At 73.7% G+C, this 23811-nt stretch carries 19 protein-coding genes; 17 read left to right on the top strand and 2 right to left on the bottom strand.

Features of this window, described 5'->3' with window-relative positions:
* Nucleotides 1–185 precede the first annotated feature (185 nt).
* Nucleotides 186–410 (top strand): DUF397 domain-containing protein, encoded by a 225-nt coding sequence (locus ACIP4X_RS05225; RefSeq protein ID WP_401346722.1) that lies wholly within the window; start codon nucleotides 186–188, stop codon nucleotides 408–410.
* Between the two features lie 107 nt (nucleotides 411–517).
* Complete coding sequence (locus ACIP4X_RS05220) at nucleotides 518–988, top strand: hypothetical protein (RefSeq protein WP_401346721.1); 471 nt, start codon at nucleotides 518–520, stop codon at nucleotides 986–988.
* 381 nt (nucleotides 989–1369) lie between these two features.
* Here the strand turns inward: ACIP4X_RS05220 and serC are convergent, their stop codons facing one another.
* Nucleotides 1370–2488: a phosphoserine transaminase gene (serC, locus tag ACIP4X_RS05215; protein WP_391454231.1), complete on the bottom strand. Its 1119-nt coding sequence runs from the start codon at nucleotides 2486–2488 to the stop codon at nucleotides 1370–1372.
* A gap of 91 nt (nucleotides 2489–2579) precedes the next feature.
* Between serC and ACIP4X_RS05210 the strand changes: the two genes are divergently transcribed.
* The 10 genes from ACIP4X_RS05210 to ACIP4X_RS05165 all read left to right on the top strand — a co-directional run bounded on the left by ACIP4X_RS05210 (nucleotide 2580) and on the right by ACIP4X_RS05165 (nucleotide 16613).
* Nucleotides 2580–5492 (top strand): FAD-binding and (Fe-S)-binding domain-containing protein, encoded by a 2913-nt coding sequence (locus tag ACIP4X_RS05210; RefSeq protein ID WP_401346718.1) that lies wholly within the window; start codon nucleotides 2580–2582, stop codon nucleotides 5490–5492.
* 149 nt (nucleotides 5493–5641) lie between these two features.
* Nucleotides 5642–6604 (top strand): EamA family transporter, encoded by a 963-nt coding sequence (locus ACIP4X_RS05205; protein WP_401346716.1) that lies wholly within the window; start codon nucleotides 5642–5644, stop codon nucleotides 6602–6604.
* Between the two features lie 119 nt (nucleotides 6605–6723).
* Nucleotides 6724–7518 (top strand): TIGR03084 family metal-binding protein, encoded by a 795-nt coding sequence (locus tag ACIP4X_RS05200; protein ID WP_401346713.1) that lies wholly within the window; start codon nucleotides 6724–6726, stop codon nucleotides 7516–7518.
* Nucleotides 7515–9233, top strand: a complete 1719-nt coding sequence (locus tag ACIP4X_RS05195) for an acyclic terpene utilization AtuA family protein (RefSeq protein WP_358730947.1) — start codon at nucleotides 7515–7517, stop codon at nucleotides 9231–9233. Before ACIP4X_RS05200 ends, ACIP4X_RS05195 begins: the two co-directional genes overlap by 4 nt.
* Nucleotides 9230–10828, top strand: a complete 1599-nt coding sequence (locus ACIP4X_RS05190) for a carboxyl transferase domain-containing protein (RefSeq protein ID WP_391454224.1) — start codon at nucleotides 9230–9232, stop codon at nucleotides 10826–10828. Before ACIP4X_RS05195 ends, ACIP4X_RS05190 begins: the two co-directional genes overlap by 4 nt.
* Before the next feature lie 8 nt (nucleotides 10829–10836).
* Entirely contained in the window at nucleotides 10837–12690 is a 1854-nt protein-coding gene (locus ACIP4X_RS05185) for a biotin carboxylase N-terminal domain-containing protein (RefSeq protein WP_391454222.1), read from the top strand.
* 79 nt (nucleotides 12691–12769) lie between these two features.
* On the top strand, nucleotides 12770–13930 hold the full coding sequence (locus ACIP4X_RS05180; RefSeq protein ID WP_401346708.1) for an acyl-CoA dehydrogenase family protein: 1161 nt from the start codon (nucleotides 12770–12772) through the stop codon (nucleotides 13928–13930).
* Between the two features lie 56 nt (nucleotides 13931–13986).
* Nucleotides 13987–14721 carry an enoyl-CoA hydratase family protein gene (locus ACIP4X_RS05175; RefSeq protein WP_391454218.1) on the top strand — a complete coding sequence of 245 codons (735 nt, stop codon included), beginning with the start codon at nucleotides 13987–13989 and terminating at the stop codon, nucleotides 14719–14721.
* A complete protein-coding gene (locus ACIP4X_RS05170; protein ID WP_358730956.1) occupies nucleotides 14709–15338 on the top strand; it encodes a TetR/AcrR family transcriptional regulator in 630 nt (209 codons plus the stop codon). The genes ACIP4X_RS05175 and ACIP4X_RS05170 overlap by 13 nt, the downstream gene beginning before the upstream one ends.
* 246 nt (nucleotides 15339–15584) lie before the next feature.
* Nucleotides 15585–16613, top strand: coding sequence for a 2-oxoglutarate and iron-dependent oxygenase domain-containing protein (locus tag ACIP4X_RS05165; protein WP_358730958.1), 1029 nt, complete (start codon nucleotides 15585–15587; stop codon nucleotides 16611–16613).
* 45 nt (nucleotides 16614–16658) lie between these two features.
* On the opposite strand, the gene ACIP4X_RS05160 is transcribed toward ACIP4X_RS05165, so the two are convergent.
* Complete coding sequence (locus ACIP4X_RS05160; RefSeq protein WP_391454215.1) at nucleotides 16659–17759, bottom strand: citrate synthase; 1101 nt, start codon at nucleotides 17757–17759, stop codon at nucleotides 16659–16661.
* A gap of 197 nt (nucleotides 17760–17956) precedes the next feature.
* Between ACIP4X_RS05160 and pdxH the strand changes: the two genes are divergently transcribed.
* The 5 genes from pdxH (at nucleotide 17957) to ACIP4X_RS05135 (ending at nucleotide 23664) form a co-directional block, all read left to right on the top strand.
* Complete coding sequence (gene pdxH, locus ACIP4X_RS05155; RefSeq protein WP_358730962.1) at nucleotides 17957–18634, top strand: pyridoxamine 5'-phosphate oxidase; 678 nt, start codon at nucleotides 17957–17959, stop codon at nucleotides 18632–18634.
* A 97-nt stretch (nucleotides 18635–18731) separates the two neighbouring features.
* Complete coding sequence (locus ACIP4X_RS05150; protein WP_358730963.1) at nucleotides 18732–19487, top strand: SIS domain-containing protein; 756 nt, start codon at nucleotides 18732–18734, stop codon at nucleotides 19485–19487.
* A gap of 189 nt (nucleotides 19488–19676) precedes the next feature.
* The gene (locus ACIP4X_RS05145; protein WP_358730965.1) at nucleotides 19677–21161 is read left to right on the top strand and encodes a PAS domain-containing protein; all 1485 of its coding nucleotides are present in this window, start codon (nucleotides 19677–19679) and stop codon (nucleotides 21159–21161) included.
* Nucleotides 21162–21614: 453 nt separating this feature from the next.
* The gene (locus tag ACIP4X_RS05140; protein WP_358730967.1) at nucleotides 21615–22307 is read left to right on the top strand and encodes a metal-dependent transcriptional regulator; all 693 of its coding nucleotides are present in this window, start codon (nucleotides 21615–21617) and stop codon (nucleotides 22305–22307) included.
* A 457-nt stretch (nucleotides 22308–22764) separates the two neighbouring features.
* A complete protein-coding gene (locus ACIP4X_RS05135) occupies nucleotides 22765–23664 on the top strand; it encodes an alpha/beta hydrolase (protein WP_358730969.1) in 900 nt (299 codons plus the stop codon).
* Nucleotides 23665–23811: the final 147 nt, after the last annotated feature.

Below are 23811 nucleotides of genomic sequence, written 5' to 3'. Positions count from 1 at the left end.
CCCCTTGGGGCTCACCGATGTTCGCGGCACAGCCTGTCGGCTCCGCTGGGTGAATGTCCATGCATCCAGAGTGACCGCAGGAGAATATTGGCGAATATTCTCGCCTTGACCGACCCTTCTCGCCCTACGGTCATCACTCAGAGCAACTGCTCAGCCGCATTCAGGCGAAACGGGAAGGAACAGCCATGCTCAACGGAAACGACCTCTACGCCCTCGACCTCGGCGGAGCCTCGTTCGTGAAGGCCTGCGGAGGCCCCTGCTCCGAGGGTTGCGTGACCCTCGCCCGGATCGGCGAGGACGCGTGGGCCCTCGGCGACAGCAAGCGACCGGACGTACCGCCGTTGCGGTTCACCACCGAGGAACTGAGCGTGGCCGGGATCGACCCGACGCGCTTCGGCCTGACCATCTGAACGACTTACTTCCCGGACGGTCCCGGCAAGGCGTCAGCCCGCTTGGACCGGCCGGGTCCCCGCAACCTCCAGGACAGCACAACGAACGACACCGAACAGGACCACCGGTGCACCACCACGGCTATCTGTGGACCGGCCCGAAGGCGCGCTTCGACCAGGAGGCGCTGCGGCGTCCGCCCCATCCCGAGCCGCCCGCACCCGGCAGCCGCCCCGAACTGATCCAGCGGTACCGCGAGGTGGCCGCGGAGTTCCCGGCCTCCGACCTGCCCCCGCTGGAAACGGCGTACTGGCTCCTCAAGCCGCGCTCGCTGGTCCGGGGCACGTGGCCGGATCCGGGAGAGGCGGCGGCGTGGCTCGGTGACCGGCTGACGGAGTACACGCACCGGTTCGCGTCCGAGGCACAGCGCGACGCCGGTCGCCTGGCCTCACTCGCCGCCTCCGCCGCCGAGCGGCTGGGCTCGGGCGGTGACCTGTCGCTGGGCTTCTACCTCGAACGTCCTGCGTACCTCTCGCTGTCCCTGGTGACCTGCTCCCCGAACCGCGCGGACCTCGATCTGCCCTGCCCTCTGGACCGGTGAGGCCGGCCTCGCCCCCGAAGCGCGGCTCCCCCCGGGCCTGCTCCGCCGTGCCCACAGGCTCAGTGCCCATGACGTGAGGACCAGGAGAACGCATGCGGTCCTGGCGGTCCAGGCCGTGGGTGAGGAGGGGCCGTACCTGTCGACGAGGACGATGCCTGCCGCGCCGGTGACGAGCAGCAGCGCCGGCAGTCCGCGCCGCCACATGGGCAGGTGACGCGTGCCCCACGCCGACCGGGCCATCCAGGCGCAGACGAACAGGATGAACCACGCGAGGAAACTCATCGGACCCTCCGTCGGCGGCAGGAGAACCCGCCTCGTCCCGGTGACCGAAGGGCGCCCCGCTGTTCGCCGGGCGCCCTTCGCTGCTGTGTGCGGGAGACGCTACAGCCGTTCGATGACGTAATCGACGCACTTCGTCAGGGCCTCGACGTCCGCCGGGTCGATGGCCGGGAACATCGCGACGCGGAGCTGGTTGCGGCCGAGCTTGCGGTAGGGCTCGGTGTCGACGATGCCGTTGGCGCGCAGGACCTTGGCGACCGCGGCGGCGTCGATCTCGTCCGAGAAGTCGATCGTGCCGATGACCTGGGAGCGCTTGGCCGGGTCCGTGACGAACGGCGTCGCGTACTTGGACTCCTCCGCCCAGGTGTAGAGGCGGGAGGAGGAGTCCTTGGTGCGGGCCGCGGACCAGGCGAGGCCGCCCTGGCCGTTGAGCCACTCCAGCTGCTGGTTGAGCAGGAAGAGGGTGGCCAGCGCCGGGGTGTTGTACGTCTGGTTCTTGCGGGAGTTGTCGATCGCCGTGGGCAGCGAGAAGAACTCCGGGATGTGGCGGCCGGAGCCGTGGACGCGCTGGGCGCGTTCGAGCGCGGCCGGGGAGAACACGCCGATCCACAGGCCGCCGTCGGAGGCGAAGGACTTCTGCGGGGCGAAGTAGTAGACGTCGGTCTCGGCGATGTCGACCGGGAGGCCGCCGGCGCCGGAGGTGGCGTCGACCAGGACCAGGGCGCCCTCGTCGGCGCCGGCCACGCGCCTGATGGGCATGGCGACACCGGTGGAGGTCTCGTTGTGGGTGAAGGCGTAGACGTCGACGCCCGCCTCGGCCCGGGCCTCCGGGTGCGTGCCGGGGTCGGAGGAGACGACGGTCGGCTCGGCGAGCCAGGGGGCGAGCTTGGCGGCCTTGGCGAACTTGGAGCTGAACTCGCCGAAGGTGAGGTGCTGCGACTTGTTCTCGATCAGACCGTGGGTCGCGATGTCCCAGAACGCCGTGGAGCCGCCGTTGCCGAGCACGACCTCGTAGCCGTCGGGAAGCCGGAACAGCTCGCTGATGCCGTCGCGCACCTGGCCGACCAGGTTCTTGACCGGGGCCTGACGGTGGGAGGTGCCCATGAGGGATGCGCCGGTGGCGGCGAGGGCGTCCAGCGCCTCCGTCCGCACCTTGGAAGGTCCCGCGCCGAAACGTCCGTCCGCGGGCTTGATGTCAGAGGGAATCTGGATCTCAGCCACGAACGGGAGAGTAGCGGGTCGGAGAAATCCGGGTGAAACGCATTCCGGCGGGTGAGACGGCCGCGAAATCGATCGTGTGCATCCTGGACGCATGACCGATCTCGGGGATCTTTCGGAGCTTGGGACGGAGCTGCGCCGGGCCGTGCGCGGGGAGGTGGCGTTCGACGTCACCGCCCGGGCGCTGGTCACCATGGACGCGTCCAACTACCGGCGGGTCCCGCTGGGTGTGGTGGCTCCGCGGGACGCCGACGACGTGGCGGCGGTGCTGGAGGTCTGCCGGGCGCGCGGGGTGCCGGTGGTCGCGCGGGGCGGCGGGACGTCGATCGCGGGCCAGGCGACCGGGACGGGGGTGGTGCTGGACTTCACCCGGCACATGAACCGGGTGCTGGCGCTCGATCCCGGGGAGCGGACCGCGGTGGTCCAGCCGGGCGTGGTCCTGGACCGGCTCCAGGAGGCAGCCGCGCCGCACGGGCTGCGCTTCGGCCCGGACCCGTCCACGCACAGCCGGTGCACGCTCGGCGGGATGATCGGCAACAACTCGTGCGGCTCCCACTCGGTGGCCTGGGGGACGACCGCGGACAGTGTGCGGGAGCTGACGGTGCTCACCGCGCGCGGGCAGCGGTTGCGGCCGGGGCGCGGGTGGGCCGGGGCGCCGGACGGGCTGCGGGAGCTGGTGGAGGGCGAGCTCGCCCGGCTGCGGACCGGCTTCCCGCGGCTGCCCCGCCGTATCTCCGGGTACGCCCTGGACGCCCTGCTGCCCGAGAACGGCGCGGACGTGGCGCGCTCCTTCTGCGGCTCGGAGGGCACCCTCGGCGTGCTGACGGAGGCGGTCGTAGGGCTCGTCGTGACGCCACGCGCGCGTGTGCTGGCCGTGCTGGGGTATGCCGACGAGGGCGCCGCCGCCGACGCCGCGGCCGGGCTGCTGCCGCACCGGCCGCTGACGGTGGAGGGGATGGCACGGGACCTCGTGCCGTCCGCGGCGGCCGGGCTGCCGCGCGGGCACGCCTGGCTGTTCGTGGAGACGGGCGGGGAGACGGCGGGGCAGGCACGCGCGCGTGCGGAGGCGATCGTGCGGGCGGCCGACGCCGTGGACGCCGCGATCGTCGGGGATCCGGCCGCGCAGCGCGCGTTGTGGCGGATCCGGGAGGACGCGAGCGGTACGGCCACCCGGATGGCGGACGGCACGGAGGCGTGGCCGGGGTGGGAGGACTGCGCGGTGCCGCCGGAGCGGCTGGGCGCGTATCTGCGGCGGTTCCGGGAGCTGCTGGCCGCCCACGGGCTGCGGGGCACCCCGTACGGGCACTTCGGGGACGGCTGCATCCACGTCCGCATCGACTTCGACCTGCTGACTCCGGCCGGGATCGGCCGGTTCCGGCGGTTCTCGCGGGAGCTGGCCGAGCTGGTGGTGGGGCACGGCGGTTCGCTGTCCGGGGAGCACGGGGACGGGCAGGCCCGTGCCGAGCTGCTGCCGGTGATGTACGGCGAGCGGATGGTGGCCCTCTTCGAGCGGGTCAAGGGGGTGTGGGACCCCGACGACCTGCTGAATCCCGGGATGCTGGTCCGTCCTGCGCCCCTGGACGCGAACCTGCGCTTCGCCGTGCTGCCGCGCCGCCCGGTCGACGTGGCCTTCGGCTACACGGCGGACCGGGGGGACTTCTCGGCGGCGGTGCGCCGGTGCGTCGGGGTCGCGAAGTGCCGTACGACCGAGGTGTCGGGCGCCGCGGTCATGTGTCCCTCCTTCCGGGTCACGGGCGAGGAGGAGCACTCCACGCGCGGGCGTGCCCGGCTGCTGCACGAGATGCTCGCCGGTGAGCTGGTCACCGACGGCTGGCGGTCGGTCGAGGTCCGGGACGCGCTCGACCTGTGCCTCTCGTGCAAGGGGTGCCGGTCGGACTGTCCGGTCGGGGTAGACATGGCCACGTACAAGGCGGAGTTCCTGCACCACCACTACGCAGGACGGCGTCGCCCGGCCGCCCACTACGCCCTCGGGTGGCTCCCGGTGTGGCTGCGCTGGGCCGCCCGTACGCGCACCGCCCCACTGCTGAACGCGCTCGCCGGCCTGCGGCCGCTCGCCTCGGCGGTGAAACGGCTCGGTGGAATCACACCCGAACGAGGGATCCCGCGACTGGCGCGCGAGCCGTTCACCCGATGGTGGCGCAGGCGGTCGTACGCACCGGCGGACGCGGGGGAGGGGGCGGGCGATCTTGTCGTCCTGTGGCCGGACACCTTCACCGAGCATCTGTCGCCGTCCGTGGGCCGGGCGGCCGTCCGCGTGCTGGAGGCGGCCGGGCTGCGGGTGGCGCTCCCGCCGACCCTGCGCCTGCGCCGGCCCCCCGTGGGCGACGGAAGCTCCGCGCTGCTGAACCCCGTGTCCGTCCTGCGCGGCCGGGGCCGCGTCTGCTGCGGCCTGACGTACGTCTCCACCGGCCAGCTGGAGCGGGCCCGCGCGGTGCTGCGCCGCACCCTGGACCTGATGGAACCGGTGCTTGACACCGACGCGCCGGTCGTCGTCCTGGAACCGAGCTGCGCCGCCGCCCTGCGCACCGACCTGCCGGAGCTGCTGCCCGAGGACCCGCGGGCCCGCCGCCTCGCCGGCCGCGTGCTGACCTTCGCGGAGGCCCTCGGGCGCCACGCCCCCGGCTGGACCCCGCCCCTTCTGGACCGCCCGGTCGCCGGGCAGACCCACTGCCACCAGCACGCCGTGCTCGGCGACGCGGCCGACCGGCGCCTGCGCGAGGCGGCCGGCCTGACCGGCGAGCTGTCCGGCGGCTGCTGCGGACTGGCCGGGAACTTCGGCTTCGAGCAGGGCCACTGGGAGGTGTCGGCCGCCTGCGCCGAGGAACAGCTCCTGCCGTCGGTACGGCGGGCTCCGGCCGGCGCGGTGATCCTCGCGGACGGCTACTCGTGCCGCACCCAGCTGGACCAACTGGGCGGAGCGCGGGGCCGCCATCTGGCGGAAGTGCTGGCGGAGGGGCTGGAGGGGGTGACCGCCGGGTTGCCGTGAGGCTGAACGGGTACAGCGCTCCCGTGAACACGGAAAGGGTCATCGGGGACAGTGGCAAACGGGTTTCACGCCCCTGACCTCGTCCACTACCCTGGACCCAGCAGTACATCGCGATGCACAAACCCCTAGCCCCGTATCTGGACCGCCCCGTGACCACGCCCAGCGCCGCCACACCCTCCTCTCCGTCCCCGGTCACCTCCGCGTCGGCCACCGCGCCCGCGCCCGGGTCCCCGAACCGTTTCGGCTCGCTCGGCCCGGTCGGGCTGGTCCTGGCCGGGGGCATCTCGGTGCAGTTCGGCGCCGCGGTGGCCGTGACGCTGATGCCGCGGGCGGGCGCGCTCGGCGTGGTGACCCTGCGGCTGCTGGTGGCCGCGATCGTGCTGCTGCTGGTCTGCCGGCCACGGCTGCGCGGGCACTCGCGCGCGGACTGGAGCACGGTGATCGTCTTCGGTGTCGCGATGGCCGGAATGAACGGCCTCTTCTACCAGGCAGCCGCGCGCATCCCGCTCGGCCCCGCGGTCACCCTCGAAGTGCTCGGCCCGCTCGCCCTGTCGGTGCTGGCCTCGCGCCGCGCGATCAACTTCGTGTGGGCCGCCCTGGCCCTGGGCGGTGTCTTCCTGCTCGGGGGCGGGAGCTTCGACAGCCTCGACCCCGTCGGTGTCGCCTTCGCGCTGAGCGCGGGCGTGATGTGGGCGGCGTACATCGTCTTCAGCGCCCGTACCGGCCGACGCTTCCCGCAGGCCGACGGGCTGGCGCTGGCGATGGCGGTCGGCGCGGTGCTGTTCCTGCCGCTGGGGATCGCCGAGTCCGGGTCGAAGCTCATCGTCCCGTCGACGCTCGCCCTGGGCGCCGGGGTGGCCGTGCTGTCCTCCGTCCTGCCGTACACCCTCGAACTGCTCGCCCTGCGCCGCCTGCCCGCCCCCACCTTCGCCATCCTGATGAGCCTGGAACCGGCCCTCGCCGCCTCGGCCGGTTTCCTCATCCTCGGCCAGTCCCTCTCCGCCCTCCAGGCCACGGCCATCGTCCTGGTCATCGCGGCCAGCATGGGCGCGGTCCGCACTCAGGTGAACCGAGCGAAGGCGCCGATCCCGCTTCCGGAGGCGCACCCCTGACGGGTTCCGCTCCCCGGCGCCGCATCGCCTGACTGGTAGCGGTCGTCGGTGTCGCGCGACGACCGTGAATTCATGCAAGCATGCTTGATTGTTTCGGGGTGCGCTGTCATGCTCCCCGCATGGTCGATCCGGCGCTGGTGTTCGACGATCTGTGGGCTGAGGGTGACGAGCTCGATCGGCTTGTCGCCGGGCTGGGTTCCGGGGAGTGGAGGCGGCCGACGCCCGCGTCCGGATGGAGCGTCGCCCATCAGGTCGCCCATCTCGCCTGGACCGACCGGTCCGCGCTGCTCGCCGTCACCGACCCGGAGGGCTTTGGGGCGAGGGTCGAGGAGGCGCTCGCCGCCCCCGCGGCGTTCGTCGACCAGGGGGCGGAGGAGGGCGCGCGGCTGCCGTCGGACGAGTTGCTGGCGCGCTGGCGGGAGGGGCGGGCCGCGCTCGACCGGGCGTTGCGGGCGGCGCCGCCCGGGGCCCGTTTCCCCTGGTACGGGCCGCCCATGTCGGCCGCCTCCATGGCGACCGGGCGGCTCATGGAGACCTGGGCGCACGGACAGGACGTGGCCGACGCGCTCGGTGTGGTGCGCACACCCACCGACCGGCTCAGACATGTGGTGCGCATCGGGGTGCGGGCGCGGGACTTCGCCTTCGGGGCGCATGGGCTGCCCGCGCCCGCGGAGGCGTTCCGCGTGGAGGTCCGCGGCCCCTCCGGGGAGCTGTGGACGTACGGCCCCGAGGACGCCGGGCAGCGCGTCACCGGGCCCGCCCTCGACCTCTGCCTCCTGGTCACCCAGCGCGCCCACCGCGCCGACCTCGCGGTACGCGCCGAGGGGCCGGACGCCGACCGCTGGCTGGACATCGCCCAGGCCTTCGCCGGTCCTCCCGGCGGAGGGCGGCCGCCCAAGGGGGCCGCCGGATGACGCTGCGCATCGGCAACGCGTCCGGCTTCTACGGCGACCGCTTCGACGCCGTGCGCGAGATGCTCACCGGCGGCGAACTGGACGTCCTCACCGGCGACTACCTCGCCGAGCTGACCATGCTCATCCTGGCCCGCGACCGGCTCAAGGACCCGGCCGCCGGCTATGCCCGCACCTTCCTGCGGCAGATGGAGGAGTGCCTCGGACTCGCCCACGAGCGGTCCGTGAAGATCGTGACCAACGCGGGCGGACTCAACCCCGCCGGGCTCGCCGACCGGCTGCGGGAGCTGGCCGAGCGGCTCGGGATCCCGGTGCGCGTGGCCCACGTCGAGGGCGACGACCTCACCGCCGGCCTCCCCCGGCCCCCCGGACACACCCCGGCAGGGGACGCCCCCCTCGCCGCCCACGCCTACCTCGGCGGCTTCGGGATCGCCGCCTGCCTGCGCGCGGGCGCCGACGTCGTGGTCACCGGGCGGGTCACGGACGCGGCCCTGGTCACCGGGCCCGCCGCCGCCCACTTCGGCTGGCGGCCGGGGGAGTACGACCGGCTGGCGGGCGCCGTCGTCGCCGGGCACGTGCTGGAGTGCGGCGCCCAGGCCACCGGCGGCAACTACGCCTTCTTCGCCGACCACCCCCTCGACCGGCTGCGCCACCCCGGATTCCCGCTCGCCGAGCTCCACGAGGACGGGAGCTGCGTGATCACCAAGCACCCCGGCACGGGCGGTGTCGTGGACGTCGGCACGGTGACCGCCCAGCTCCTGTACGAGACGGGCGGTGCCCGGTACGCGGGCCCCGATGTCACGGCCCGGCTGGACACCGTACGGCTCGGCCAGGACGGGCCCGACCGGGTGCGCGTCGAGGGCGTGCGCGGGGAGCCGCCGCCGCCCGCCCTCAAGGTGGGCCTCAACCGCCTCGGCGGCTTCCGCAACGAGGTCGCCTTCGTCCTCACCGGCCTCGACATCGAGCGCAAGGCCGAACTGGTGCGCCGGCAGATGCGGGACGCGCTCGAAGCCGCCGTCCGGGCCCCCGCCGAGGTGCGCTGGGACCTCGTACGGACCGACCGGGCCGACGCCGGCACCGAGGAGACGGCGAGCGCCCTGCTCCGCCTGGTCGTACGGGACCGGGACCAGCGGGCCGTCGGACGGGCGTTCAGCGGGGCCGCCGTGGAGCTGGCGCTCGCCGGATACCCCGGCTTCCACATGCCGGCGCCGCCCGGCAAGGGCACGCCCTACGGCGTCTTCGAGGCGGTGTACGTCCCCCAGGACGCCGTCGAGCAGGTGGCCGTGCTCCCCGACGGCCGCCGTGTCTCCGTGCCACCGCCCGGACGGACGCGCGCACTCGCGGACGTGGAACGGCCACCGCTGCCGGAGCCCCTCCCGGACGGACCCACCCGGCGGGCCCCGCTCGGACTCGTCGCCGGGGCGCGCAGCGGCGACAAGGGCGGCGACGCCAACGTCGGCGTGTGGGCGCGCTCGGAGCAGGGCTGGCGATGGCTCGCGCACGCGCTGACCACCGGGACGTTCCGGCAACTCGTGCCCGAGAGCCGGGCGCTGGCCGTGGCACGGCACGTACTGCCCGGACTGCGCGCCCTCAACTTCGTCGTCGAGGGGATCCTCGGCGAGGGCGCCGCCGCCCAGCACCGCTTCGACCCGCAGGCCAAGGCCCTCGGCGAATGGCTGCGCTCCCGCCACCTGGACATACCGGAGGCCCTCCTGTGACGGTCCTTTCCACCGCCCTGGACACCGGATCCGCCGAGTACAGGGCCCACCGCGAGGCCATGCTCGGCAAGCTCGCCGCACTCGACGCCGAGCACGCCAAGGCGCTCGCGGGCGGCGGCGCGAAGTACGTCGACCGGCACCGGCGGCGCGGCAAACTGCTCGCCCGGGAGCGGATCGAGCTGCTGCTCGACCCCGACACGCCGTTCCTGGAGCTTTCGCCGCTGGCCGGGTGGGGCAGCGACTGGACGGTGGGCGCCTCGCTGGTCACCGGGATCGGGGTCGTCGAGGGCGTGGAGTGCCTGATCACCGCCAACGACCCGACCGTGCGCGGCGGCGCCGGCAATCCGTGGAGCCTGAGGAAGGCGCTGCGGGCCAACGACATCGCGCTCGCCAACCGGCTGCCGTGCGTCAGCCTCGTCGAGTCCGGCGGCGCCGATCTGCCGTCCCAGAAGGAGATCTTCATCCCCGGCGGTGCCGTCTTCCGGGACCTGACCCGGCTGTCGGCGGCCGGCATCCCGACCGTCGCCGTCGTCTTCGGCAACTCCACCGCCGGGGGTGCGTACGTCCCCGGCCTGTCCGACCACGTGATCATGGTCAAGGAGCGGGCCAAGGTGTTCCTCGGCGGTCCGCCGCTGGTGCGGATGGCCACCGGCGAGGAGAGCGACGACGAGTCCCTGGGCGGCGCCGAGATGCACGCGCGCGTGTCCGGCCTCGCCGACCACTTCGCCCTCGACGAGCCGGACGCCCTCCGCCGGGCCCGCCGGGTCGTCGCCCGGCTCAACCACCGCAAGGCGTACCCCGATCCGCCCGCCGCGGCGCCGCCGAAGTACGACGAGGAGGAGCTGCTGGGGATCGTCCCCGGCGATCTGCGGATCCCCTTCGACCCGCGCGAGGTCGTCGCCCGGATCGTCGACGCCTCCGACTTCGACGAGTTCAAGCCGCTGTACGGGACGAGCCTGGCCACCGGCTGGGCCACCCTGCACGGCTATCCGGTCGGCGTCCTCGCCAACGCCCGGGGCGTGCTGTTCAGCGAGGAGTCGCAGAAGGCGGCCCAGTTCATCCAGCTCGCCAACCAGCGGGACATACCGCTGCTGTTCCTGCACAACACCACCGGCTACATGGTCGGCCGCGAGTACGAGCAGGGCGGGATCATCAAGCACGGCGCGATGATGATCAACGCGGTGTCCAACTCGCGCGTCCCGCACCTGTCCGTCCTCATGGGGGCGTCCTACGGCGCCGGGCACTACGGCATGTGCGGACGGGCCTACGACCCCCGCTTCCTGTTCGCCTGGCCCAGCGCCAAGTCCGCCGTCATGGGGCCGCAGCAGCTCGCGGGCGTGCTGTCGATCGTGGCCCGGCAGTCGGCGGCCGCCAAGGGGCAGCCGTACGACGAGGAGGCGGACGCCGCGCTGCGCGCGATGGTGGAGCGGCAGATCGAGGCCGAGTCGCTGCCGGCGTTCCTGTCCGGGCGGCTGTACGACGACGGCGTCATCGACCCGCGCGACACCCGCACCGTTCTCGGCCTGTGCCTGTCGGCCGTCCACAACGCGCCCTTCGAGGGCGCGCGCGGCGGCTTCGGCGTCTTCCGGATGTGAGGGATCCCTTGATTTCCACGCTGCTCGTCGCCAACCGGGGCGAGATCGCCTGCCGTGTCTTCCGTACCTGCGCCGAACTGGGCATCCGGACGGTCGCCGTGCACTCGGACGCCGACGAGGACGCGCTGCACACGCGCGTGGCCGACCTCGCGGTGCGCCTGCCGGGCGTGACACCCGCCGAGACGTATCTGCGCGGCGACCTGATCGTGAAGGCGGCGGTGGCGGCCGGCGCGGACGCCGTCCACCCGGGCTACGGCTTCCTCGCCGAGAACGCCGGCTTCGCACGGGCCGTGCTCGACGCGGGCCTGGTCTGGATCGGGCCGCCGCCGGACGCCGTCGAGGCGATGGCGTCCAAGACCCGCGCCAAGGAGCTGCTGGGCGTGCCGCCGCTGCGCGAGGTCACCGAGGCCGACCTGCCGGTCCTCGTGAAGGCCGCCGCGGGCGGCGGCGGACGCGGGATGCGGATCGTACGGCGGCCGGCGGACCTGGACGCCGCACTGGAGGCGGCGCGCGCCGAGGCGTTGAGCGCCTTCGGCGACGGCGAGGTGTTCGCCGAGCCGTACCTCGGGGGCGAGGCGGGCGGGCGGCACGTGGAGGTGCAGGTCCTCGCCGACACCCACGGCACCGTGTGGACGCTGGGCACGCGCGACTGCTCCCTCCAGCGGCGCCACCAGAAGGTCGTCGAGGAGGCCCCGGCGCCCGGACTTCCCGCGGACACCGAGCGGGAGTTGCGTGAGCTGGCCGTACGGGCCGCGCGGGCCGTCGACTACACCGGCGCGGGCACCGTCGAGTTCCTGGTGGCCGACGGCCGTGCGCACTTCCTGGAGATGAACACCCGCCTCCAGGTGGAACACCCGGTCACGGAGGCCGTGTTCGGGGTGGACCTGGTCGCCCTGCAGATCCGTGTCGCCGAGGGGCACGCCCTGGACGCCGAACCGCCCGCCGCGCGCGGGCACGCGGTCGAGGCCCGCCTGTACGCCGAGGATCCGGCCCGCGACTGGGCCCCGCAGACCGGCACCCTGCACCGCCTGTCCGTTCCCGGCGTCCGCCTGGACACCGGCTACGGCGACGGGGACACCGTCGGCGTGCACTACGACCCGCTGCTCGCCAAGGCGGTCGCCCACGCGCCCACGCGCGCGGAGGCGCTGCGCAAGCTCGCCGGCGCGCTGGAGCGGGCCGCCGTGCACGGCCCGGTCACCAACCGGGACCTGCTGGTGCGGTCCCTGCGGCACGAGGAGTTCGCCACCGGCCGTATGGACACCGGCTTCTACGACCGCCATCTCGCCGAACTGACCGCGCCCGCCCCCGACCCGTACGCGCCTCTGGCCGCCGCGCTCGCCGACGCGCACGGCCGCTCCCGCTTCGGCGGCTGGCGCAACCTGCCCTCGCAGCCGCAGGTCAAGCGGTACCTGATGGCGGGCGCGGAGCACGAGGTGCGCTACCGGCACACCCGTACGGGCCCGGTCCCCGACGCCGTGGGGGTGCGGGTGGTGCACGTGGACGCGCACCGGGTCGTGCTCGAAGCCGGCGGTGTCCGGCGCGGGTACGGGATCGCCCGCTACGGCGAGCGGGTGTACGCCGGACCGACCGCGCTCACCGCCCTGCCCTGCTTTCCCGAACCCGTCGCCCTGCACGCCCCCGGATCACTGTTGGCCCCCATGCCCGGCACCGTCGTGCGCGTCGCCGAAGGAGTGGCGGTCGGCGACGCCGTACGCGCCGGACAACCACTGCTGTGGCTGGAGGCGATGAAGATGGAACACAGGATCGAGGCCCCGGTAACGGGCACACTCACGGCCCTGCACGCCACCCCTGGCCAACAGGTCGAGCCCGGCACACTACTGGCGGTAGTGCAAGCCCCTTAGGGGCGCGGGGCTGCATCGATATGCGGCTCCGCCGCGTGAGCGCGAGCAACCACAACCAACTCGCACCCGGGAGACGACAATGACCCCCGTCACCGAATCCGAGGAACACAGGGACCTGCGCGCCGCCGTAGCGGCCCTCGGCAAACGCTACGGCCGCGCCTACCTCACTCGCACGGTCGCCGAGGGGCGTCCCCCCACCGAACTCTGGTCGGAGGCGGGCAAGCTCGGCTACCTGGGCGTCAACCTGCCGGAGGCATACGGCGGGGGAGGCGGTGGCATCACCGAACTCGCCATCGTCCTGGAGGAGTTGGGCGCCGCCGGCTGCCCCCTGCTGATGATGGTCGTCTCGCCCGCCATCTGTGGCACCGTCATCGCCCGGTTCGGCACCCAGGAGCAGAAGCGCGTCTGGCTGCCCCCGCTGGCGAACGGCACCCGCGCCATGGCCTTCGGCATCACCGAACCCGACGCCGGCTCCAACTCCCACCGGATCACCACCACCGCCCGCCGCGACGGCGCCGACTGGGTGCTCACCGGCCGGAAGGTGTTCATCTCCGGCGTCGACATCGCCGACGCCGTCCTGATCGTCGGCCGCACCGAGGACGCGCGCACCGGCCGCCTCAAGCCCTGCCTGTTCATCGTCCCGCCGGGCGCGGACGGCTTCCAGCGGCGCCCCATCGACATGGAACTCATCGCCGCCGAGAAGCAGTTCGAGCTGATCCTGGACGAGGTGCGGCTGCCTGCGGACGCGCTCGTCGGCGAGGAGGACGCGGGCCTGCTGCAACTGTTCGCCGGGCTCAACCCCGAGCGCGTCATGACGGCCGCCTTCGCGATCGGCATGGGGCGGTACGCGCTCGGCCGGGCCGTGGAGTACGCGCGCGAACGCACCGTCTGGAACGCCCCCATCGGTTCCCACCAGGCCATCGCCCACCCGCTCGCGCAGGCACACATCGACCTGGAACTCGCCCGCCTGATGACGGACAGGGCGGCCCGCCTGTACGACGCGGGCGACGACGTGGGCGCGGGCGAGGCCGCCAACATGGCCAAGTACGCGGCCGGTGAGGCCTGTGCGCGGGCCGTCGACCAGGCCGTGCACACCCTCGGCGGCAACGGCCTCACACGCGAGTTCGGGATCGCCTCGCTGATAACGGCCTCCCGTGTGGCCCGTATCGCCCCGGTGAGCCGGGAGATGATCCTCAACTACGTCTCCCACCAGACCCTGGGCCTGCCCAAGTCGTACTGACCCGCCCGCCGGAAGCGAGGAGGAACCATGATCCGCGGCGAGTGCGAGCAGCGGCCATGACCCTGATCGGACGTACACGCGCGCGTGCCGTCGAGACGCTCGGCCTGGACTCGCCGGCCAACCGCAACGCCCTGTCGGCGGCGCTCGTCGGGGGACTGGCCGCCGCGCTCGCCGACTGCGCCGAGGACGACGGGGTCCGTACCGTCGTCCTCACCCACACCGGCAGCACCTTCAGCGCGGGAGCCGACCTGCGCGACCCTCCCCGGCCCGAGGCGCTGGTGGACCTGCTGCGGCAGATCGTCGAACTGCCCAAGCCGGTCGTCGCCCGGGTCACCGGACACGTCCGCGCGGGCGGTCTCGGGCTGCTCGCGGCCTGCGACATCGCCGTCGCCTCGCACCGGGCCTCGTTCGCGTTCACCGAGGTCCGCATCGGGGTGGCCCCCGCGGTCATCTCGCTGCCGCTGCTGCCCCGCGCCGACCCGCGCGCGCTGGCCCGCCACTGCCTCACCGGGGAACGGTTCGACGCGGCCGAGGCGGTACGGACCGGCCTGCTGACGGCGGCCGGTGACGACGCCGACGCCGTACTGGAGCCGATCCTCGACGGTCTGCGCCGCTCCTCGCCCCAGGCGCTGGCCGAGACGAAACGACTGCTCACGGCTAGGGTGCTGGAAGCCTTCGACCGGGACGCGGCCGCCCTGACCGCGCTCTCGGCCCGGCTGTTCTCCTCCGCGCAGGCGCGCGAGGGCATGACGGCCTTCCTCGAACGACGGGATCCCGAATGGGCGGTGTGACCACACACGACCGCGCGGAACGCGCCCCCAAGCAGGACCGCAGCCGGGCCACCCGGCAGCGGCTCCTGCAGGCCGCCGTGGCCTGCCTCGCCGAACACGGCTGGGCCGGCTCCACGGTCTCGGTGGTCGCCGAACGCGCCGGCGTCTCCCGAGGCGCCGCCCAGCACCACTTCCCCACCCGCGAGGACCTGTTCACCGCCGCCGTCGAGTACGTGGCCGAGGAACGCTCCACCGCCCTGCGCGACCTGTTCCCCGAGGGCGCGGCCGGCGACCGGCGGGCCGTGGTCACCGCCCTCGTCGACCTCTACACCGGGCCCCTCTTCCGCGCCGCGCTCCACCTGTGGGTGGCCGCCTCCAACGAGGACCAACTACGTCCGCGGGTGACCGAGTTGGAGGCCCACGTGGGCCGGGAGACGCACCGGATAGCGGTCGAGCTGCTGCGCGCGGACGAGGCCCGCCCCGGCGCCCGCGAAACCGTTCAGGGCCTCCTCGACATGGCCCGCGGCCTCGGCCTGGCCAACCTCCTCACCGACGACACCGCCCGCCGCGAAGGCGTGGTCGCCCAGTGGGCGGCCCTGCTGGAGGAGGCGCTGGGCCGCGGTCCGGCCACCGCGTGAACCGGGCCACACCGGTATCGCACGCCCCGCAGTACCCTGTGCGCATGTTCTTGCCGCTCGTGCGACGCCGCCACGTGGACTACGTGCGCGTCACGAGCATGGGCTGTCGGCGTTCCGCCTGACCCCGGCCCTTCCGCGGCGGCCGATCGCCCCGCACCTCTCACCCGGTTTCTCTCCTCCGGAACCCGTGCCGCGCGCCCACCCACGGCGGCTGCCCGGGACCCGTACACCCTGCGGACGTGACCCATGACGAACACGGCGACGAACCCGTCGTACGACCAGCTCCCCATCATCGACCTCGCCGCGGCCGACCGCGGTCCCCGGGAACGGGCGCTGCTGCACGAGCAGTTGCACGGCGCCGCCCACGACGTGGGCTTCTTCCAGCTCGTCGGGCACGGCGTCACCCGGGCCGAGACCGACGCGCTGCTCGACGCCATGCACGCCTTCTTCCGGCTCCCCGAGGCCGACCGCCTCGCCCTGGACAACGTCAACTCGCCCCACTTCCGCGGCTACACGCGCACCGGGGACGAGCGCACCGGCGGTGCCCGCGACTGGCGCGACCAGCTCGACATAGGCGCCGAGCGGCCCGCCCGCGTCCCCGGCCCCGGCGAGCCCGCGTACTGGTGGCTCCAGGGCCCCAACCAGTGGCCGGCCGCGCTGCCCGAGCTGCGCACCGCCGCGCTCGCCTGGATCGACCGGCTCGGCGCCGTCGCCCGCAGGCTGCTGCACGAACTGCTCACCGCCATCGGCGCGCCCGCCGGCTTCTACGACCCCGTCTTCGGCGACCACGCCCACCCGCATCTGAAGCTGGTCCGCTACCCGGGCAGCGCGGGCGACGGCACCGACCAGGGCGTCGGCGCCCACAAGGACTACGGCTTCCTCACCCTGCTGCTCCAGGACCGGATAGGCGGGCTCCAGGTGCAGCGCGCGGACGGGCTCTTCCACGACGTGCCGCCGATCGAGGGCGCGTTCGTGGTCAACCTCGGTGAGCTGCTGGAGGTCGCCACCAACGGCTACCTCGTCGCCACCAACCACCGGGTGGTCTCCCCGCCCGGCGCCACCGAGCGGTTCTCGGTGCCGTTCTTCTACAACCCGCGCCTGGACGCCCGTGTCGCCCCGCTGCCCTTCCCGCACGCCTCCACCGCGCCCGGTGTCACGGACGACCCGGGCAACCCGCTGTTCGCCGAGTACGGGTTCAACGAGCTGAAGGGAAAGGTCCGTGCCCACCCGCTGGTGGCCCAGCGGCACCACGCGGAGCTGCTCAGCCCCGCGTGATGCCGTGATGCCGCGCGTGCCGGCCGGGCGCGGTGAAGCGCCCGGTCAGTGCGAGATGTTGTCGTAGCCCGCGATCTCCCGCGGGCCGCGCGGGCCGGGACCGACGTAGCGGGCGGAGGGGCGCACCAGGCGGCCGGTGCGCTTCTGCTCCAGGATGTGCGCCGACCAGCCCGCGGTACGCGCGCACGTGAACATCGACGTGAACATGTGCGCCGGCACCTCGGCGAAGTCCAGCATGATCGCCGCCCAGAACTCGACGTTCGTGGCCAGCACCCGGTCCGGCCGCCGGTTGTGCAGCTCCTCCAGGGCGGCCTTCTCCAGGGCCTCGGCGACCTCGTAGCGCGGGGCGCCGAGCTCCCGGGCGGTGCGGCGCAGCACGCGCGCGCGTGGGTCCTCGGCCCGGTACACCCGGTGGCCGAATCCCATCAGCCGCTCACCGCGGTCCAGGGCGTTCTTGACGTAGCCCTCCGCGTCCCCGGTCCGCTCGATCTCCTCGATCATGCCGAGGACCCGGGAGGGCGCGCCGCCGTGCAGCGGGCCGGACATGGCGCCCACCGCGCCCGACAGGGCGGCCGCCACGTCGGCGCCGGTGGAGGCGATGACGCGGGCGGTGAACGTGGAGGCGTTCATGCCGTGCTCGGCGGCGGACGTCCAGTACGCGTCGACGGCGGCCACGTGCTTGGGGTCCGGCTCGCCCCGCCAGCGGATCATGAACCGCTCGGTGATGGAGCGGGCCTTGTCGATCTCCCGCTGCGGCACCATCGGCACGCCCTGCCCGCGCGCCGACTGGGCGACGTACGACAGCGCCATGACGGCGGCCCGCGCCAGATCGTCGCGCGCCTGCTCCACACCGATGTCCAGCAGCGGTTTCAGGCCCCACACCGGGGCGAGCATGGCCAGCGCCGACTGGACGTCCACGCGGATGTCACCGGAGTGCACGGGGATCGGGAACGGCTCGGCGGGCGGCAGGCCCGGATCGAAGGCGCCGTCGACCAGCAGCCCCCAGACGTTGCCGAAGGAGATCTGACCGACGAGTTCCTCGATGTCGACGCCCCGGTACCGAAGGGCGCCGCCCTCCTTGTCCGGTTCGGCGATCTCCGTCTCGAACGCGACGACCCCTTCGAGACCGGGTACGAAGTCGGACATCAGGCGGCTCCTTGTGGTCTGTGCGGGAGAGGGTGCGACAGACGCGCGGTGGGCTGTCACCCAACCGGATCGACAGCAGCACCATAACCCCGAGTGCCACAAAAGGGGAGTGGAGCGGCACTCAGTGCCATGCTCGATCCCGGTGGGCGGCGAGGGTACCCCGCAGGGGCGCCCGGTGGATACGGCAGGATGACCGCGTGACCGACCGAGAAGCCGGTGAGACCGCACCCTTCGACCTCGCCTCCATGCGCATGCACTACCGGGCCGAGGGACTGGCCGAGGACGAATTGGCCACCACCCCCGTCGCCCAGTTCGCCCGCTGGTTCCAGCAGGCCGCGACCGAGGCCCGGCTGTTCGAACCCAACGCCATGGTCGTCTCCACCGCGGACGCCGACGGCCGGCCCAGCTCCCGCACGGTGCTGCTGAAGTCCTTCGACGAGCAGGGCTTCGTCTTCTACACCAACTACGACTCCCGCAAGGGCCGCGACCTGGCCGCGAACCCGTACGTCTCCCTGCTCTTCCCCTGGCACCCCATGGCCCGCCAGGTCATCGTCCAGGGCGTGGCCCGCCGCACCGGCCGCGACGAGACCGCCGCGTACTTCCGCACCCGCCCGCACGGCTCCCAGCTCGGCGCCTGGGCCAGCGCCCAGTCCTCGGTGATCGCCGGCCGCGCGGAGCTCGACGCCTCCTACGCCGAGCTGGCCGACCGCTACCCCGAGGGCGAGCAGGTGCCCGTCCCGCCGCACTGGGGCGGCTTCCGGGTCGCCCCGCGCTCGGTGGAGTTCTGGCAGGGCCGCGAGAACCGCCTGCACGACCGCCTGCGGTACGTGGCCGAGCAGGACGGTGGCTGGCGCGTGGAGCGGCTGAGCCCCTGAGGCGGCGCTGTCATGGGCGGCGCCGTATTGACACGGCTCTGGTCCAGACCTCACCGTGATCCGCGACACACAGTCGCCCCGAAGGGACGGACCACGCATGAGCGACCGCACGCCGGCCGGCCAGTTCCTCGACGCCGCCATCGGCCTGCTCCAGCGGGTCCGGGACGAGGAGGCCGAGCGGATCGCGGCGGCCGGGACGCTCCTCGCGGACACCGTGACCGCAGGCGGCCGCCTGTTCGCCTTCGGCGCCGGCCACTCCTCCCTCGCCGCCCAGGACCTCGTCTACCGCGCCGGCGGGCTGGCCCTGATGAACCTGCTCGCCGTTCCCGGCACCGTCGGCGTCGACGTCGTGCCCGCCACCCTCGGCTCCGCCCTGGAACGCGTCGACGGCCTCGCCTCCGCCGTCCTGGACACCTCCCCGCTCCGTTCCGGCGACGCGCTGATCGTCATCTCGCTGTCCGGGCGCAACGCCCTGCCCGTGGAGATGGCCGTACGCGCCCGCGCCCTCGGCGTCCGGGTCGTCGGCGTGACCTCGGTGGCCTACGCGACCGAAACCACCTCACGGAACGCCTCGGGGACGTTCCTGAAGGACCACTGCGACATCGTCCTCGACTCCAAGATCGCGGTCGGCGACGCCGAACTCACCCTCGACACCGTCGCGGCCCCCTTCGCGCCCGCCTCCACCGTCGTGACCTCCGCCCTGCTCCAGGCGGTCATGGCCACCACCGCGAGCGTCCTCGCCGACCGCGGCGTCGAACCGCCGCTGCTGCGCTCGGGCAACGTCGACGGCGGCCACGAGTGGAACGCCCAGGTCTTCGACCGGTACGCCGACCGGATCTTCTACCGGCACTGACCCGCACCGATCGACCCGCCCCGCGATCGACCCGTCCCCCTGTCGAGTCCGTCGCGGGGAATTTCCGCGGACGGCAATTCCTTCAATGTTCTGGGAACCCGGTGTGTGCTGGGTCACGTTCGAGTTGAATGATGACCAGTGAGCGAAACGACGCGCCGTACGTGCGGACGCAGCCTGCAGGGGGTCCAGGTGAGTGCTTCCCGGCGTAGTGGGGCCACCGACGAACTGGGGCCCGACGAGCCCGAGCCGGAGCGGGACGGCCCGCGGGGCTCCGACATGCATGACGGCTCCGATCTGCTGGCCGCCCTCCTCGACGGCATGGACGCGGCCCTGTGCGCCTTCGACGCCGACGGCGTCGTCACCCACTGGAACCGCGAGGCCGAGCGCATCCTGGGCTGGACCGCCGCCGAGGCCGTCGGACGGCACGGCTTCGCCGGCTGGGCCGTGCGCAGCGCGGACGCCGAGGAGGTCGAGGGGCGGCTGATGTCCGCCATGCACGCCCCCGGACGCCAGGTGCACGAGTTCGCGCTGCTCACCAAGGACGGCGGCCGGGTCCTGGTGCGGACCCAGTCGGCGGCCGTGCACGGGCCCGACGGCAAGCCCGCCGGCCTGTACTGCGCCTTCAGCGAGGTGCACGCGCAGATCGACCTGGAGCGGTCCATCGCGCTCAGCGAGGCCCTGTTCGAGGAAGCGTTCTGGGGCGTCGTCCTCGTCGACGCCGACCTGCGGCCCGCCGTCGTCAACGCCTACGCCGCCCAGGCCCTCGGCACCGGCCGCGCGGCCGCCCTCGGCCGGCCGCTCGGCGAACTGCTCACCCAGGGTCTCGAGGAGCTGGAGAGCGCGCTCACCCATGTCCTGGCCGAGGGCGCCCCGCCCGCCCCCGCCGAGCTGTGGGTGGGCGTACGCACCCCGGAGGGCGACCGGCGGCGCTGCTGGCGCAGCGGGTTCGTCCGGCTCGCCTCGCCGCTCGCCGAGGAACCGGTGCCGCTCGGCGTCGCCTGGCTCTTCGCCGACGTCACCGAGGCCAAGCAGGGCGAACAGGAGGCCGCGCTGCTGCGGTTCCGCGGCAACCAGCTGCACCGGGCCGCCCGCGCCGCCGCCGAGTGCGAGGACCCGGCCGAGGCGGCCACGGTCCACCTCGACTTCGCCCTGGCCGGCTTCGCCGACCACGCCCTGATCGACCGTGTGGCGGGCGTGGCCCCGGCCGACCGCGTGACGGGCGGGGCCGCCCCGGCCGACCGTCTGGCCGGCGTGGTCCCGGCCGACTCCGGGACGGCGCCCCCGGTCCGGCTGGTCCGCGTCGCGGCCACCCCGTCCGGCGGTCCCGGGCCCAGCCTGCTCACCGGCCGGGCCGGGCTGCCCGTCCGCTACGGAACGGGCCACCCCGCCCTCCAGTGCGTCGAGCGCGCCGGCTCCGTCAGCGCCTCCGCCGGGACCGTGCCGGCCGACCGGGCACGCCAGTGGGCCGAGGCCCGGCAGTGGCCGGGGGACGCCGTGCACGCCCTGTGCGCGGTGCTGCGCAGCCGGGGCCGCACGCTCGGCGTCGTGACCTTCCTGCGCGGCTCCGCCCGCACCCCCTTCGAACGCGCCGACGCGGCCTACGCCGAGGACGTGGCCGCCCGCATCGCCACCTCCCTCGACCTGGCCCTTCTGTCGCACGACGGCCCCGCCTGACCGCATGAGAGGGGGGCCGGGCGCGACGGCGTCCCCACCGCGCTCGGAAAAACCTGTGCTCGGAAAACCTGTGCTCGATAAAACCTGTTGAGTATCGCCGGTCGGCTTCCTAGGGTGTTGTGCACACACGAAGGGAGGTGATCCGGTAGATGAGTGAGACCCGGACGCGTGAGGTGGCTGCGGGCTAGCGGCCCGTCACCCCACCCTGTGCGGTGCCGGACCAGCGCGTGACAGAAGCGTGCGGCCGGCCCAATTTCAAGCAGTCACCCGACCCGCGAGCTGCCGGTACGTCCGGCCGGCTCCTCCGCCGAGGCGGAGGGACCCAGCTCGCGGGTCGTCCGCGTTTCGCGCGGGCCGCCCGGTTGTCAGTGGGATGCGTCAGAATTGACTCCAGGGCCAGCGCACGCGCCGGGGAGCCGTCAGGCTCCCGGCCGAGGTAATCGAGGGGCACGTATGTCCGGACTGATCGACACCACGGAGATGTATCTCCGCACCATCCTCGAGCTGGAGGAGGAAGGCGTCGTCCCCATGCGCGCCCGGATCGCGGAGCGCCTGGACCAGAGCGGGCCGACGGTGAGCCAGACGGTCGCGCGGATGGAGCGCGACGGCCTGGTCTCGGTGGCGCCGGACCGGCACCTGGAGCTCACGGACGAGGGCCGCCGGCTGGCCACGCGCGTGATGCGCAAGCACCGGCTCGCCGAATGCCTGCTGGTCGACGTGATCGGCCTGGAGTGGGAGCAGGTGCACGCCGAGGCCTGCCGCTGGGAGCACGTGATGAGCGAGGCCGTGGAGCGCAGGGTGCTCGAGCTGCTGCGGCACCCGACCGAGTCGCCGTACGGCAACCCGATCCCGGGCCTGGAGGAGCTGGGCGAGAAGGACGGCGCCGACCCGTTCCTGGACGAGGGGATGGTGTCGCTCGCCGACCTGGACGCGGGCTCCGACGGCAAGACCGTGGTCGTCCGCCGGATCGGCGAGCCGATCCAGACGGACGCGCAGCTGATGTACACGCTGCGCCGCGCCGGCGTGCAGCCCGGCTCGGTGGTCAGCGTGACGGAGTCGGCGGGCGGGGTGCTGGTCGGCAGCAGCGGCGAGGCGGCGGAGCTGGACGCGGAGGTCGCCTCCCACGTGTTCGTCGCCAAGCGCTGAGCCGGCCGCCCGTCCGGCTCGCCGCTTTCCCCCGTCCGTGGTTCAGCGCGTCGAAGCGCAGCGCGCGGGCGCCGGGCGTGCGAGGCTGGGCCGGGAGGCATGGGGACCGAAGGGGTGGGGAGATGTGCCGCAGACATGGGGAGAGCCCCGGCGCCGTGCGGCGCCGGGGCCCGTCCTCCCCTTCGGCGACCCGGAGCCCCGAGCTCTCAGGGTCGTCCCCCTCGGACCTCTTTTCCCCGAGTGGTCCGCCTCCCGTTGAAGATCTCCCCATGGGAGCGGCGATCAATCCTGGCCAGGCGTCACTCGAACGAGGGGTGTTGACGGCAGGGCCAGCGTTTTCGAATACGTATTCGATAGCCTGAGTGTCCGCGTGCGGGTCCCACGGCCCGTGCGCGCTACAGAATGTGCACGACGGCATACGGAAGCTGAACACGGTTCCAGGGGGGTGCCAGGACCAATGGTGCGGCGCATCGACGTGACCGGGTCGGGCGGTGTACGGCTCGCCGCCTGGGAGTTCGCGGAGCCCCCGAAGGCCGTGCCGGGGCAGGGGAGGGAGCCGGCAGCCGGGCGGCCCGACGGATCGGGGCGGTCCGACGGCGTGCTGTTACTGCACGGTCTCATGGGTCGCGCCTCCCACTGGGCCGACACCGCCCGCTGGCTCTCGGGCCGGCACCGCGCCGTCGCCCTCGACCAGCGCGGACACGGCCAGAGCGAGAAGACACCACAGGCCGCCTACGGCCGTGAGGCCTACGTCGAGGACGCCGAGGCCGCCCTCGAACAGCTCGGCCTCGGCCCGGCGGTCGTCATCGGGCACGCGATGGGCGCGCTGACCGCCTGGCAGCTCGCCGCCCGCCGCCCCGACCTGGTGCGGGCGGTGATCATCTGCGACATGCGGGCCTCCGCGCTCGGCGCCGCCTCCCAGCGGGAGTGGGAGGACTGGTTCCGGGCCTGGCCGGTGCCCTTCGCCGCCCTCGCCGACGTACGGAAGTGGTTCGGCGAGGACGACCCATGGGTGGAGCGCCCCAACCCGGCCCGCGGGGAGTTCTACGCCGAGGTGATGCACGAGAGCGCCGACGGCTGGCGCCCCGTCTTCGAACCGCAGCAGATGCTCACCTCCCGCGAGGCCTGGGTGTACGACGCCCACTGGGAGGAGCTGGCCCAGGTCCGCTGCCCGGCCCTCGTGGTCCGCGGCCTCGACGGCGAGCTCGGCCGGGCCGAGGCACAGGAGATGGTCCGCGTCCTGCCGCGCGGCCAGTACGCGGAGGTGGCCGACGCCGGTCACCTCGTCCACTACGACCAGCCGGAGGCGTGGCGCATGGCCATCGAACCCTTCCTGGACGCGGTGCTCACCGGATGAGCGCCGCCCCCGCGGCTCCCGCCACGCCGCCCACCGTGCCCACTGCCGTCCAGGGGAGGCGGCCGGGCTCGCCGGGCCGGACGGGCGGGTTCCGTGCGGCTTCACCGTCCACGTGGTGACCGCGCGCCTGCGCTGAGCGGGCCCCTC

It is taken from the genome of Streptomyces sp. NPDC088817 (genome assembly GCF_044750345.1).
Lineage (GTDB): Bacteria > Actinomycetota > Actinomycetes > Streptomycetales > Streptomycetaceae > Streptomyces.
The sequence above is the reverse complement of the archived record's forward strand: the minus strand, read 5'-3'. Positions and strand labels throughout refer to the sequence as shown.